Here is a 14375-nt window from a genome sequence, read left to right as displayed (position 1 = left end):
CCCTAAACGGGTTCTCGCATTGGCAGAAAGCGGCACGTGCGCGCGCCTCTAGCGGGCGTCGGCCCCGCAGGGGGTGGCGTGCTCGATGAGGCGCGCGTCGCCTGTCACGATGTCGTGGAAGCGCAGGCCTCCGGCCAAATGGCTCACGTCGGCGAACCCATGGCCCGCCAACATGCGGGCGGCCACGTAGCTGCGCAGGCCGCTTTGGCAGACGAGGCGCACGGGCAGCGCGGGATCCAGCTCGCCTAAGCGCTCGCGCAGCTCGTCCAGGGGGATGTTGCGGAAGCCGGGCAGGGCGCTGCGCTCGAACTCGGCAGGCGTGCGGATGTCGATGAGCTGCACCGACCCGTCGCGCGGCAGGTCGGCCACCTCGTCCCAGTGATACTGGGACACAAGCCCCAAGGCGAGGTTCTCCACCATGAAGCCGGCCATGTTCACCGGGTCTTTCGCGGAAGAGTAGGGCGGCGCGTAGGCGAGGTCGAGATCCTTCAGCTGAATCGCGGAGAGTCCCGCGAACAGGGCCGTGGCCAGAACGTCGATGCGCTTGTCGACGCCCTCGTAGCCGATGGCCTGGGCGCCGAGCAGGCGATAGGTCTCGCGCTCGAACACCACCTTCAGCGTCATGACCTTGCCGCCGGGGTAGTAGCCGGCATGGCTCATAGGGGAGAGCACCACGGCGTCGTGCGCGATGCCGGCGCGCTCGCAAGCGGCCTCGGAAAGCCCGGTGGCAGCGGCCGTGAGATCGAACACCTTGATGACCGAGGTGCCCTGGGCGCCGGCGAAGCGGCTGTTCAGCCCGCAAATGACGTCGGCTGCCACGCGCCCCTGCTTGTTGGCCGGCCCGGCAAGCGAGATGAGCGCGTCGTCGCCGGTGACGAGGTGGCTTATCTGCACGGCGTCGCCCACGGCGTAGATGTCCTCGATGCCGGTTTCCATGCGATCGTTCACGACGATGCTGCCCTTGATGCCGGTTTCAAGTCCGGTTGCCTCGGCGAGGGCCGTATCGGGCGTGACGCCGATGGCGAGCACCACCATGTCGGTGTGCAACGGCTCTTCGCCGGCCACAAGAACGTCGATGCCCCCGTCGCGCTCTTCGAATCCCTCCACGGAACGGCCCAGTGCCAGATGTACGCCGTGAGCGCGCATCTCCTGGTGGATGAGGGCGGCCGCATCGGCGTCGAAGGGGTTCATAAGGTGGCGCGGGCGCTGCACGATGGTCACGTCCAGCCCCAGCTCGCGCAGGTTCTCGGCCACTTCCAGGCCGATGAAACCGCCGCCGCACACCACGGCCGAACGCGGGCTTTCTGCATCGATAAACTCCCTCATCGCGAAGGTGTCCTCCACGGTGCGCAGCGTGAACAGGCGGTCGAGCCCCACGCCGGGAAGGGCCGGGCGCGTGGGGCGGGCGCCGGGTGAGAGGATGAGCTTGTCGTAGGGCTCTTCGAACACCTCGTCGGTTTCCAGATTGCGCACGGTCACCACATGGCGCGCCGCGTCGATGGCCTCCACTTCGTGGCGTACGCGCATGTCCACGTTGAAGCGGGCGCGGAAGCTTTCGGGGGTCTGCAGGGTGAGGGCGCTCTTGTCGGCGATGGTGCCGCCGATGTAGTAGGGCAGGCCGCAGTTGGCGTACGAGATGTAGCCGGAACGCTCGAATACGACGATCTCGGCCGCCTCATCGAGGCGCCGAAGCCGGGCCGCCGCCGTGGCGCCGCCGGCCACGCCTCCTACGATAACAACTTTCATGGAAGTTCCCTTCTCGCGTTTTCTCTTGCCCGTAGCATAGCAGAGCCTCGCTGCGGGCAGCGTTCTCGCCTCGGCGATTGCCCGTGGCGCGGTGGGTCTTTTTACGGGCAGGTAACGGGCCGGTGGAGAAGCGGCAACGCTTGGATGCAGGGTGGCAACGGGTCGGTAGAGGATGGCGGTACTTCGCCGCAAGCTCGTGTGATGGGTCTATGATGGAGCCATCGAAGGGAGCGAAAACGATGAAAAACCGTCAATGTTGATACGTTTTTGGTACCAAATCGGTGAAATCCCCAAGAAGCAGGTGACGTACCAGCACGCTCGCTCGAAGTTCGACCTAGGGAGGTTATTATGTCAGGTTGTTCTCGTCGACAATTTCTCACAGGAAGCGCTCTTGCCGCGCTGGGAGGCACGCTGGCTCTGGCCGGCTGTGCGCCCATGAGCCATGAAGAGGCTGCGGCCAAGAAGAGGGAGGCCGCTGCCGGCAACGACAAGAACGCCGATGGCGAGGTAACGGCTATCGGCACCGGTATGGGCAAGCATGGCGAGTTCACGGTAGAGGTATCGGCCAAAGACGGCGCTATCGATCGCATCACCGTGCTCGATTCCCGTGAGACGCCGGGTATGGGCGATGTGGCCATGGAGAAGATGACCCAAGCGATCATCGACAATCAGACGCTTGCGGTAGACACCATCAGTGGCGCCACGCTTACCTCGATGGCCTTCCTCACCGCCGTGGGCAGCGCCCTGGATGCGATGGGGGAGAGCGCGGACGATTGGAAGAATCGCGAGCCAGCCGCTTGGGTGAGCGACGTTGAGCTCCCGGAAGAGGCGGACGTCGTGGTCATAGGCGCGGGCGGTGCCGGCTTCGCGGCGGCCATTACGGCGGCCAATGAGGGCAAGAGCGTCGTGCTCATGGACAAGATGGGTGTCTTCGGCGGCGATACGGCCCTCTCGGGAGGCGAAATGGCGGTGCCCGGCAACTGGATCCAGGTGACGCAGGGCATAGAGGACAGCCCCGAGAACCTCGTGTCCGACATGCTCGTCGGCGGCGACAACAAGGGCGATCCGGAGCTGGTGGCCATCATCGCCAACGGCGCGCTCGATTCCGCCAACTGGCTCACCTACGAGGGCGGCGTCTCCTGGAAGCACGACCTCATGCAGTTCGGCGGCCACAACATCAAGCGCTCCATCATCCCCATCACCCATTCCGGGTCGGAGATGACCACGAAGCTGACCAACCGTGTCAACGGCATGGACGACATCGTGCTCATCGACAACACCAAGGCCGTCGAGCTGGTCACCGACGATGCGGGCGCCGTAACGGGCGTGAAAGTGGAGAATCCCGTGACGGGCGATACGTCCGAGGTGAAATGCAAGGCCGTGGTGCTGGCGACGGGAGGCTTCGGCTCCAACGTCGATATGCGCGTGAAGTACAACCCCGAGATGGACGACAAGATCCTCTCCACCGACTCGGTGGCCGCCCAGGGCGACGGCATCGTGATGGCCGAGAAGATCGGCGCCGACACCATTGATATGGAGTACATCCAGACCTATCCGGTGTGCGATCCCGAAACGGGCGCGCTGCTGTACGTCGGCGACGTGCGCCTGGAGAACCATGGCATCCTCGTGAACAGGGAGGGCGACCGCTTCGTGCAAGAGCTCGATCGCCGCGACGTCATTTCCAACGGCATCAAGAACCAGACCGACGGCGTGGCCTTCCTCCTGTTCGATCAGGCGGCCGCCGATGAGACGGGGCTGCTCAAGCAGCATGCCGACGAGTACGAGAACAGCGAGGCTCGCGGCGTTATCGTGAAAGGCGATACGCTGGAGGACGTGGCGAAGGCCCAAGGCGTCGATGCCGCTGAGCTGCAGAAGACCGTCGAGAAGTGGAACCAGTACTGCGCCGACGGGAAGGATCCGGATTTCGGCTACAGCGCCGAGATGAACGTCATCGGAGACGGCCCTTACTACCTCATGGCCTGCAAGCCCGCCGTGCACTACACCATGGGTGGTTTGCACATCACGCCCGAGGCGGAGGTGCTCACCGTAGAGGGCACGCCCATCGCCGGCCTGTATGCCGCCGGAGAGGTGGCCGGCCACAAGATGGGCACGAACCGTCTGGGCTCTTGCTCTATGACCGATATCTACACCTTCGGCCGCATCGCCGGCAAGAACGCCGCCGACTACGCCGCCTAAAGAGCTGACTGTCCGGTCAGTTCACGATTCGGCCACGGCTGCCCCCGCGTTTCGTGACAGGGGGCGACCGTGGCCTTTCTGCATCGGCGATGCGTGTAGGCTCAGCGTTGTTAGTCGTGCGCGCGACCCTGCGGCCGGGCGCCTCAACGCGAGTAAGGAGCCATTATGGCAGAGACAAGCCCCTCCTTCACCGTCACCATGAACGACGGGAAGAGCGCCAAACCGGAGCAGCCCGTTCCTGAGCCGGCCAGCAAGGATATGACCTGGACTGACGGCAAGCAGACCATCAAATACACCGCCACTGCCGAGATGCTGCCGTTGCACACCGACGACGGCACGCTCATCGGGTACATGTTCGCCCTCTCCTACGTAAGCGATGCGGCCGACAAGTCCGATCGCCCCGTCACCTTCTGCTGGAACGGCGGCCCGGGCGGCTCGTCGGCCATGGTGAACATCGGCGGCTTGGGTCCGCGCCGCGTGCCCATCAACACCATCAAGCAGCTGCCCTGCCCCACGAAGCCCGAGGACAATCCCTACTCGCTTCTGCCCACGACCGACCTGGTGTACCTGGACGCCATGGGCACCGGCTACTCGAAGGTGGCCGAGGGGTACGACCCGAAGAAGGTCTGGGGCGTCGACGGCGACGCTGACGCCTTCATGCGCGGCATCGCCCAGTGGCTCACCACTCACGAGCGTTGGAATACGCCTCTGTACCTGTACGGCGAGTCCTACGGCACCATGCGCAACTCGGTGCTCATGCGCGTGCTCGGCGAGCGCGGCATCGCGCTGACCGGCGTCATCGAGCAGTCCACCATTCTCGATTACGCGCCGACGCTTTCGGGCAACGACCTGTACTACATGGGCATGCTGCCGGTCTACGCCGCCACGGCCAACTACTTCGGCAAGGCCGGCGCCGGCGTCGACCAGTTCGAGTGGTTCGACCGCGCCTGGAAGTTCGTCGATGAGAAGTACGGTCGCGCCCTCATCGCGAGCGACTCCATCACTCCGGAAGAGGAGCACGAGCTGGCCGTCGAGATGAGCGAGCTCATCGGGCTTCCGGCCGAGTTCATCGAGGGCAAGCACCTGCGCATCGAGCTGGACACCTTCCGCAAGACCATCATGGCCGACGAGGGCCTGTTCACCGGCCGCTACGATACGCGCTTCACCGAGCCGGCCTACATGGATGTGCAGGGCGACAACGAGTTCTTCGCCGGCGAGGATCCCTCCGGCGACGCCATCATGACGCCGGACCAGTCCGCCTGGATGAAGCTCGTCCAGGAGACGGGCTTTAAGGGCTCGCCGATCAACATGCTGCTTTCCATGAAGGTGAACGAGGAGTGGAACTGGACGCACCAGGCGCCCGGCACCATGGGCAGCCCCGTGTGCCCGAACACCGCCTACGATATGGGCACGGCCCTGCGCCGCAACCCGTTCTGCCGCGTGCTGTTCTTCGGCGGCATCCACGATGCGGCCACGCCGTTCTGGAACGTGAAGCACTCCATCTCGAAGATGTTTTTGCCCGAGTCCATCACGAGCCGCATCGAGTACAAGGTGCACGAGAACGGGCATATGGCCTACGAGGACCTGCCCACTCTGGAGAAGATGGCCCCGGAGCTGGCCGCCTTCTACGAGAAGCGCCACGAGGCGTAGGGAAGAAGCCCATTTTCTGGCAAGTTTTTCGAGGGTTTTGACATGCAACGCTGATTGCAACGATTTAGAGGCATGAGAAAGGGCCGGAAACCACTCTTTTTGGGATGGTTTCCGGCCCTTTTGTTGCCTGCGCTCGGGGTGCCGGGAATTCTGATGTCGAAAACTTCGAAAAACTTGCCAGAATTCGGGGCTGTTGCTTGCGCGGTGGCCGTTTTTCGCGGGTGGCCGCGGTTGGGCTGCGGGGCAATCGGGCTGCGAAATGCTTACGGGCGCGACAGGCCGTCGACGGGAAGCACGGCGCCCGAAACGTAGCTGGACATGTCGCTGGCCAGGTACAGGCAGGCGCAGGCAATGTCCTCCGGCTCGCCCATGCGACCCAGCGGGATGGACTCGATGAGCGGCTTGATGACCGAGTCGGGCAGCGCGTCCACCATGTCGGTGTGGGTGACGCCCGGGGCCACGGCGTTCACGCGGATCTTGTGCTTGGCAAGCTCGCGGGCGAGCGACAGCGTGAGCCCGTTTACGGCGAACTTGCTCGTGGGGTAGGCGAAGCCGGAGGGTTGGCCGTACTTGCCCACCATGGAGCTCGTGTTCACGATGGCGCCGCCCTCGCCCTGCTCGATCATGATGCGGGCCGCCGCCTGGGTGCACACGAACACGGCGGTCACGTTGATGGACATGACCTTGTTGAACTCCTCCAGGGTGTAATCGACCAGCGGTGTGCGGGAGCTGACGCCGGCGTTGTTGCACAGCACGTCCAAGCGCCCGAAGCGATCGACCACCGACGCGAAGGCCGCCGCCACGGAGTCGGGATCGGTCAGTGCGGGCGCGATGCCCATGACGTTGTCGGTGAAGCCCTCCTCGGCGAGCTTGGCGAGCGCCGCATCCACGGTCTCCTGGCGCGATCCGGCCAGCGCCACCTTTGCGCCGTTCTTCAAAAACTCGCGCACGATGGTGAATCCGATGCCACGTGTGCCGCCGGTGACGATGGCCACCTTGCCTTCTACGATGCCCATGGGCGTCCTTTCTCTTGGGTAAACTCGCATAATCATACCGCGGGGGGACCGCCCCGTTGGTTTCGGGGCGGTTACAAAGCGAGAGGCTCGGAGCGGAAGCTGGGGCAGAGAGGGGCGAGGGCAGGGGCGGGGCGCAAGTCGGCAGCTGCTAATTCCGCGTCCAGCGCTCGTTCTCGTCGTACCACATGAACAGCTCGTAAACGCGAAGGCTGGGGGCGATCAGGTAGGTCTCGGGCGTGAAGCCGAATGCGGGGCTGTCGCCGTTGACGACGGCGGTGCCCAAAAGCATCTCCGGCGTGGCCTGGGTGCGGCGGTGCTCGGCGGCGATGCGGGCCGCCTCGTCGGGGTGCTCTTCCAGCCAGCACTCGGCCTGGGCTTCCACATGGCGCATCTCGGCCAGCAGCGCCTCGCGGCGCAGGGCGCGCAGTTCGTCGATGCGGTCGTAGTAATCGATGCGCACCCGTGGCGTGCGCACGCCTTCGGTCACGTAGAGGCGCACGAGCTCCATGGGCATGCGTTGGGCGAGATCGTGCAGGCCGGCGCTGAATTCCTTGGACTTGCGCCATGTGGAACGGGCGAATGCCACTTCAGTGGTAATCATGAGGGCCCCTTTTGTCGTTTCAGCTATGTTTGAAGCCACGTGCCCACTATAGCACGTTGGAGGCGAAAGCGCGGGCCGGGGGTTGAAAGTCATTTTATGGATGTATGGCGCAAAGCCTCATCGACGCACCACACCGCGAAAGATTTTTCCTCAAATTGGTTTCTCTGGAAAATCTTTCGCAATCGCAAGATTTTTGACCTTGGGTTTCGGGGCTGAAAGATCTCAGGCACGCTTGCGCGTGCCTGGGAAATGCCCCTAGAGACTGGCAAGCACTTCCAAGCGTGGAGCGATGTCCTCCTCGATGTCGTCGGCAATGTAAGGGGCAGCGCCATAGCCCTCGCCGCCGAGACGCGCGCCTTCGTTGCGAAGGGCGGAGATGGCGCGCCCTGCAAAGACATCCGCTACGCTGCGAAGCACCTTCATGCCGACACCCAGCTGTTCGGCCAGAATCGCAAAATCCGCAGTCGTCACCTCGTCTATGTCGCTGTGTTCGCCAATGGCCATGCCCATTTCGCGGGAGAATCGGGCGAAGTAGGTCGTGCTTACCAGGTCGTAGGCGGGAGCAAGGGTGAAAGATCGCCAATCGGGAGCGTAGAGGATGGACAGGTTCTTCAGGTGATTGTCGCAGTTGCCGATCAGGTAATTGAAGAGGATGAGGCTCGCGAAGGCGCGAAGATCTCGGGCCGGTTGGGCGGAGCGGCGACGGAGGAAGTCGGCGATAACCTGTACGCTGCTGGGCTTCAGTTCGCGGTACTTCGCGTGGGGCAAGAGCCCGAACGCTTGAGTGAGGTCTTCCTGATGGCGCCGCAGCGGAGCGGCCAGTCCGTTGATAGTCTCGTTCGAGGCAAGCCGACGGTCGTAGCGCTCGACGCAAATGACAGGCTTCAACGGACTGATGAGAGCGGTTTGAGCCGCATCGAGCCCGCATGCTGCCGCGCAGGTCATGGAAAGGTGCTCTACCTGCATGAGGTCAATGAGATCTTCTCGGGCAAATTTGACGATGTAGTTCGACGGCGCGCCTCCGACGGGCTGGTACCATCCCTCGGTGATCGGAGCCGACGGGTCGTGAAAGAGGCCGCATTTGTTTTGGGTTCCCGTGAGGGAGAGCCGGGCAGTTTCTAAGGACTCGTCGATCTTGCTCGGCTTGCCCGCCATTTCTTTGATTTGGTTGAGTGACACCGCTTCGTAGGAGCGCATTTCGGTATAGACAGCGGGATTGATGATGACGTCTCCTAGGCAATCGAGCCCGCAAGTGGCAAGCATGGCGAAATAGTCGTCCTGGGGAATGCCCAGGCTGCGGCAGAGATTTTCCAGGGCCGCCCCTTCGGGCAAGAGGCCTCGGAAATAGGGGGTGAGTTCTGCCTCTGCATAGGGCTCAGTGCGCAAGGGGAGGGAAAGAGAGAGTGGGGCGGCAGCTGGGGAGGTAAGATAATTCTCGCGATAACGGAAGCTGATCTCGCCTTCGGTTCGCGCGAGGGTTCCCAAGGGAAGAGGGCCTTCGGGAAAGTCGCGGTAAACGGTCAATTCCATGGCTATTCCCCTCGCTTCGCGATCATGACGTCGAGCCCCAGGGTGTTGAGCACCTTGAGGGTCTTCTCCAGTTCGGTCGTCGCCTTGCCGTTCTCAAGGTTAGAGACGAACGACAGGCTGACGGCGCACAAATCCGCCAGCTCGGTTTGCGTGAGCTTTTGACGTTTGCGCTCGGCTCGAATGGCTGCGCCGACATCCTTTGAGGTGAAGACGAGGCTCATGGTGCTCCTCTCATTTCTGCGTACGCCGAGATTATGGCAGAGACCGGTCAAATTCATGCGTACGCAGAAAAAGTTTGCAGAAATCCCAAAATTCGTGCGTACGCAGAAATTGACTATGCTTTATCTGGCGTCTTACGTCCTCGTGGCCGTCGCATTGGTGCGCTCTTCGGAAGCGGAAAGGAGCAGCTAGAAAGAGAAGGTCATTCCGCAAGCGATCAAGAGAAGGGCCAGGAAGGCGAAGTTCAACACGCTGAACAGGACGAGAAAGCGACCGGTGGATAGCTCGGGCAGTGCGGCCGCTCGAGGGAAGATTTTGCGCACGCTGGTGAAGTGCTGCAGCGTGATGAGGCTCGCAAGTGAGCCGACGAGCGTGCCGGCGCCTCCGATGTTCACGCCGACGAGCAGGGGCTGCCATGCGCCCGTGAAGTGGGAGAGCAGCACAGCGGCGGGCACGTTGCTGATGATCTGGCTTAAGCCGGCGCTCACGAGCAGGCCGTGATCGGCCATGAGGGGCGAGAGCCATGCGGACACCTCCGGCACGCGCGCCATGTTGCCCGCGAATACGAAGAAGCAGGCGAAGGTGGCGAGCAGGCCCCAGTCCACGGCGGCCAAGGCGCGCCGGTCGAGGGCGGCGAGCGCGGCGGCTACGACGGCGACGGCGGCGGCGACGGGCACGATGCGGAATACGGCCAGCAAAGTGAGGGCGACAAGCGCTCCGTAGATTGCCAGGCGCCGTCGGCTGAGCGGCATCGGCGCGGCGAGACTGCGCGTATCGTCTCGGTCACTGCCGCCGTTCGACTGACCGCACAGCCACCAGGTGCAAGCGACGATGCCGGCGGTCGACAGCGCGAAGGGCAGTGCCATAGCGGCCAGGAAATCGCCGAGGCCGAGCCCGTAATAGGAATAGAGGTAGAGGTTCTGCGGGTTGCCGAAGGGAACGATCATGCCGCAGAGGTTCGCAGCCAGGCTCTGCAGCACGAACACGGGAGTCACGAGACGGGGGAGGTTCGCGCCCATAAGGGTGGCCGCCGAAAGCGGCAGCATCATGATGAGGGCCATGTCGTTGGTTGCCACGCACGAGAGCGCGGCCGTCGTGAGCACGAGGGCCAGCGCGAGGGGCCCAGGCCTGCGAAACCGTGCGATGACGGCGCGGGCCGCCCGGTCGAAGGCGCCCATGAGCCGCAGGGCGCTCGCCACGGCCAGCACGCAGAACAGGCATCCAAGTGTCTTCCAATCGAAATACCCCAGATAAGCCTCGTCGGGCGGTACCGCCAGGGCGGAAGCCGCAGCCGCCACCGCCGCCACGACGAGCACGGCGTGCTCGCGTAGAAAGGCAGCAGGAGTGGTGGCGGAGATACGCAAGGGACGCTCTTTCTCGAAACGGGACAGTGCCCGTAGTGTACCCCAACGTCGCACAAACAAAGAGCGCCGTTGCCGGGATGAGCAGTAGCCCCGAGCCACCCGGGAAGGGTTTTGCTCTCGAGGGAGGCCTTTTTTGCATGAGATCTCGAGTTATAAGCGTCTGAACTCTGCGTTGCGTTCGGTCTTCGGAAGAAGTTTTTGGAAAACACCTGGTCAAAGCTTCGCGCGCATCGAGACTATTCCGGGTCACTGAAGGATATGTCTCCCAAGACACTTATAACTCAAGATCTCATGCATTTTCCGAACGGTTCGTTGACCGAGAGGCGGCGAGGCGCTTATAACTCGATATTTGACGCATGCTTGAATGCGATGCAAGTATGCGGAACGGCTCGGCTCCTACTTCGATGGCGTCGGAGCCGAGCCGTTTAGGGTGCCAGCGATTTGCGAGACACTTGGGCGGCCACTCGTGCGTGCTGTTACGAAAGGGCGGCGTACTCTTCGTCGGTGACGGGCTCGCACCACTCGTTGGAACAGTCGGTGCCCGGGGCCTCGAAGGCCACGTGGCTCATCCAACGGTCGGCGGTGGCACCGTGCCAGTGCTTCACGTTGACCGGGATGTACACCACATCACCCGCGACGATCTTGCGGGCGGGCTGTCCCCACTCCTGGTACCAGCCCTCGCCGTCGGTGACGAGCAGAATTTGGCCGCCGCCTTCGGCCGCGTGGTGGATGTGCCAGTTGTTACGGCAGCTCGGCTCGAAGGTGACGTTGGCGATGAATTGGGTCTTTTCCGGGTCGGTCAACGGGTTCAGGTAGGACTGACCCGTGAAGTACTGCGCGTAGGCGTCGTTGGGATTGCCCAGGCCGAAGATACCGCCGTGGGCTTCGGGGTTCTCAAGATCCAGCGGGTCTTCGGCGTACACTTTCAGCACCACGCGGAAGGCGGCCCAGGCGTTGGGCCAGCCGGCGTAGAAGGCCACGTGGGTGAGGATGGCGGCCATCTCGCGGGCCGAAACGCCGTTCTTCTTGGCGTTGGCCACGTGGTGCTCGAAGGACGTGTCGGCCATTCCCTTGGCGACGAGCGTGGTCACAGTGAGGATGGAGCGCATCTTCAGGGTGAGGTCGTCGTTGCTCCACACCTCGCCGAACAGCACATCGTCGTTCAAGGCGGCAAATTGGGGCGCGAAGGTGCCGAGCGCATCGCGGCCGGCGGTCTGTACTACTTTGGGCATGAGGTTCCTCGATTCTTTTGGGGTGTTTCCGACGCTACTGCTCATTGCGCGCCTTCAAGTTTTGCGCACTTGATTTCTCGTTACCCTAAACCTTCGAGTAAGCTCAAAGTCAAGGCACAATTGCGAGAGCGAAGAAGTTTCTGCCGGTCGTTGAATCCCCCTGTTTTTGCATGAGATTGACGGTTATGAGCGTCTGGTTCTCGCGCGAAGGAGTTCAGCGCAAAAGGCCCTTGGCAAAACTCCAGGTCAACAGACTGTATGTGATACGGCTCTTTCAAATCTGTATTCGGTTAGCGCCTCCAGACGCTCATAACCGGTGATTTGCTGCAATTTCGAGGTGGTTCGTCGACCGAGAACGTGAGTGAGTGCTCTTATGCCTATCTTTTATGGGCCATGACGAACACGCAGTTGCTTTTGACGAGAGTGCCCGCGACAATAGGGAAAACGATGCGGAAAGCGGCGGGCCGGCCGCCGCTTCGAAGCAGGCGTCTCGGAAGAGGCCATCGACGAGTTCGTTACCCCCTACGCCGAGTAGCCGCGCAGTTTAACCTTCACAAAACTGGTCAAGTTGCTTTGCCAATTATTGAAAAACTGGCAGAGTTACTTGGCCAGTTACGGGGACGTTAGATTCTGCGCGTCCCCGCTGTCTGCCTCTTCGCGACCTGCTATGCGATCTCGATAAGGTCGCCGGGGGCGATGGTGCCGCCGGCGAGCACTTTGCAAAAGACGCCCTCCCGGGGCATGATGCAGTCGCCCATCTGGTGGTAGATGGCGCAATGGGCGTGGCACTGTTTGCCGATTTGGGTCAGCTCCAGCACCACGTCGTTGCAGGTGAAGCGCGTGCCGACAGGAAGGCTCTTCAGGTCGAAGCCCTCGACGATGATGTTCTCGCCGAACGCCCCGTTGCCCACTTCGGCGCCCCGATTCTTGAATGCCTCGATCTGCTCAAAGGACAGAAGGCTCACCTGGCGGTGCCACGGGGCAGCGTGGGCGTCGCCCTCGATGCCCCAGTTGGGCCTAAGCTCGATGGCGGCTTGCTCGGTTTTCTGGATTCCCTTGATATCGCTCGTGCATACGGCTTTGATCACGCCCATGATGCACCTTTCTCGCTGGCGATGGGTCGTGCGCCACTCTCGACCCACCCGGTGCATAGGACTTGGCCCCCGACCCGCTGCACGACGCTGAAGGGGGAATGCCGGCGCGCCCAAATTCTAGCGAACCCCTAGACTATTTGCAAGCGGGGATAGTAAGAAGCGAATGCTCCTTTACCAGTTTTAGAGCCTTTAGAATTTTTAGCAGTCTTAGCCAAGGCCCCCGACGCGGCTCTTCTGGCGTCTAGCCTGTCGGCATGAGCGCGCGAGCGAGCACCTTTCCGACCAGCACGCCGGCGACGCACAAAACGACGCTGACCAGGGCGTAGGCGCCGGCGATGGCGTATTGGCCGCCCTCGATGAGCTCGAGGGTCTCCAGCGAGAAGGTGGAGAACGTCGTGAATCCGCCGCATAGGCCCACCTTCAAAAACAGCACCGCCTCGCGGGAAAGGGCGCCGGCGGCCAGCTCGGAGGTCTCCACGATGGCCCCTATGGCCACCGACCCCAGGAAGTTGATGAGCAGCGTCATGAGCGGTAGCTCGCCTCCCAGCGGGATGAGTCCCAGGCTGTAGCGTCCCATGGCACCCAGCGCGCCGCCCGCTCCCACGCATAGAAGCCCCGTCATTGCTCGCTCTCCTTTCCCAGTCTGTCGCGCGCCCAGTATACGCCATCGGGGAAGAACGCGCTGCGCCATTGGGGGAGCGCGCGCCCCTCTAGCGACGGCTCCGGCGCATGCCGTCGGGGAGGCCGGCTTCGGGGATGTGCAGCGTTCCGGCTTTCTCGCGGCGGCGCATGTTCCACAGCATGGCCGCGGCTACGACCAGAAGCGGAAGGCCGCCCACGATACCCGTGCACAAGGGCCCCACGAAGGGGTTGCCGCCCGAAAGCGAGAACAGCGTCACGCCGTTAGTCGTGCCGTTCACGGCCCCGTGCCCGATGGCCGCGGCAAACGTGGAGCCGGTGCGGATGGTCACGTAGCTGAGGAAGATGGCGAGCACGGTGCACCAGGCGCACATGGCCGCAATGCCGCCGAAAGGCTCGCCAGGGTACCCCGTGCCATAGTTGTGCCCGAGGGCCACCACGGGCGCGTGCCACAGTCCCCAAATAATGCCGGTGACCAGCATCGTCGGCACAATGGAAAGTCGCGTGGCCAGCTTCGGCATCAAGTAGCCGCGCCAGCCCCATTCCTCGCCGAAGGTGGTGACGAGGTTGAGCGCCGGCGCGATGGCGCACTGGCCGAGCAGGATGAGGGCGAACAGGGGCGGGTTGGCGGCCGATGCATCGACGGCGGCCAGGGTGGCCCCGTCGGCACCGCTTGCGGCGGCGGCCTCGCGTTGGGCGGCGAAGAAGGAGGTCATGTTCGGGTCGAAGTCGTCGGGGAAGGCGAGGAAGTACACGACGGCCCCAGCGATCACGAACAGAAGCGGGCCGAACCACGCCACAGCGAACCAGGGCAGCGATTGTCGCCATGGCCGAGGTTTCAGCACGCAGTTGCGGAACCCCTCGCGCGTCACCAGGCGCGTGAGCACCACGCCCAGGGCGGGGAAGAACATGGTGAGCGCCACGGCGACCATGTAGGCGAGGTCGGGCGAGAGGAACTCGCTCGCGTAGGGGGCGGTGCCTTGGGCGATGGGGTACACCACGAGAAAGTCGTAGGCGTAGGTGATGCCGAAGGTGATGGCGAGAAAGACAAGGGCGCGTTTCATGAGGGGAGTCCTTTCGTCGGTGCT

General features: G+C 63.1%; 12 protein-coding genes. 2 read left to right on the top strand and 10 right to left on the bottom strand.

The window, feature by feature from the left end:
- Nucleotides 1-48 precede the first annotated feature (48 nt).
- Entirely contained in the window at nucleotides 49-1746 is a 1698-nt protein-coding gene (locus AEQU_RS08745) for an FAD-dependent oxidoreductase (RefSeq protein WP_022740566.1), read from the bottom strand.
- A 348-nt stretch (nucleotides 1747-2094) separates the two neighbouring features.
- Here AEQU_RS08745 and AEQU_RS08740 point away from each other — a divergent pair, with 348 nt between their 5' ends.
- Together AEQU_RS08740 and AEQU_RS08735 are read left to right on the top strand one after the other, a co-directional pair.
- Entirely contained in the window at nucleotides 2095-3942 is a 1848-nt protein-coding gene (locus tag AEQU_RS08740; protein ID WP_022740565.1) for a flavocytochrome c, read from the top strand.
- A gap of 165 nt (nucleotides 3943-4107) precedes the next feature.
- Nucleotides 4108-5592, top strand: a complete 1485-nt coding sequence (locus tag AEQU_RS08735) for a S10 family peptidase (protein ID WP_022740564.1) — start codon at nucleotides 4108-4110, stop codon at nucleotides 5590-5592.
- Between the two features lie 263 nt (nucleotides 5593-5855).
- Here the strand turns inward: AEQU_RS08735 and AEQU_RS08730 are convergent, their stop codons facing one another.
- From AEQU_RS08730 to AEQU_RS08685, 9 genes are all read right to left on the bottom strand, one after another.
- Nucleotides 5856-6608, bottom strand: coding sequence for an SDR family NAD(P)-dependent oxidoreductase (locus AEQU_RS08730; RefSeq protein WP_022740563.1), 753 nt, complete (start codon nucleotides 6606-6608; stop codon nucleotides 5856-5858).
- 148 nt (nucleotides 6609-6756) lie between these two features.
- On the bottom strand, nucleotides 6757-7209 hold the full coding sequence (locus AEQU_RS08725; RefSeq protein WP_022740562.1) for a hypothetical protein: 453 nt from the start codon (nucleotides 7207-7209) through the stop codon (nucleotides 6757-6759).
- A gap of 255 nt (nucleotides 7210-7464) precedes the next feature.
- Nucleotides 7465-8739 (bottom strand): HipA domain-containing protein, encoded by a 1275-nt coding sequence (locus AEQU_RS08720; RefSeq protein WP_022740561.1) that lies wholly within the window; start codon nucleotides 8737-8739, stop codon nucleotides 7465-7467.
- Between the two features lie 2 nt (nucleotides 8740-8741).
- The gene (locus AEQU_RS08715) at nucleotides 8742-8960 is read right to left on the bottom strand and encodes a type II toxin-antitoxin system Y4mF family antitoxin (protein WP_022740560.1); all 219 of its coding nucleotides are present in this window, start codon (nucleotides 8958-8960) and stop codon (nucleotides 8742-8744) included.
- Nucleotides 8961-9146: 186 nt separating this feature from the next.
- The gene (locus tag AEQU_RS08705; protein ID WP_022740559.1) at nucleotides 9147-10322 is read right to left on the bottom strand and encodes an SLC13 family permease; all 1176 of its coding nucleotides are present in this window, start codon (nucleotides 10320-10322) and stop codon (nucleotides 9147-9149) included.
- Between the two features lie 476 nt (nucleotides 10323-10798).
- Nucleotides 10799-11554: a carboxymuconolactone decarboxylase family protein gene (locus tag AEQU_RS08700; protein ID WP_022740558.1), complete on the bottom strand. Its 756-nt coding sequence runs from the start codon at nucleotides 11552-11554 to the stop codon at nucleotides 10799-10801.
- 665 nt (nucleotides 11555-12219) lie between these two features.
- Nucleotides 12220-12648: an MOSC domain-containing protein gene (locus AEQU_RS08695; protein WP_022740557.1), complete on the bottom strand. Its 429-nt coding sequence runs from the start codon at nucleotides 12646-12648 to the stop codon at nucleotides 12220-12222.
- A gap of 241 nt (nucleotides 12649-12889) precedes the next feature.
- On the bottom strand, nucleotides 12890-13270 hold the full coding sequence (gene crcB, locus AEQU_RS08690) for a fluoride efflux transporter CrcB (RefSeq protein WP_022740556.1): 381 nt from the start codon (nucleotides 13268-13270) through the stop codon (nucleotides 12890-12892).
- Nucleotides 13271-13358: 88 nt separating this feature from the next.
- A complete protein-coding gene (locus AEQU_RS08685; protein WP_022740555.1) occupies nucleotides 13359-14351 on the bottom strand; it encodes a CPBP family intramembrane glutamic endopeptidase in 993 nt (330 codons plus the stop codon).
- Nucleotides 14352-14375: the final 24 nt, after the last annotated feature.

The sequence above is a fragment of the Adlercreutzia equolifaciens DSM 19450 genome (assembly GCF_000478885.1).
Classification (GTDB): domain Bacteria; phylum Actinomycetota; class Coriobacteriia; order Coriobacteriales; family Eggerthellaceae; genus Adlercreutzia; species Adlercreutzia equolifaciens.
This window is presented reverse-complemented; position numbering and strand designations above follow the sequence as displayed.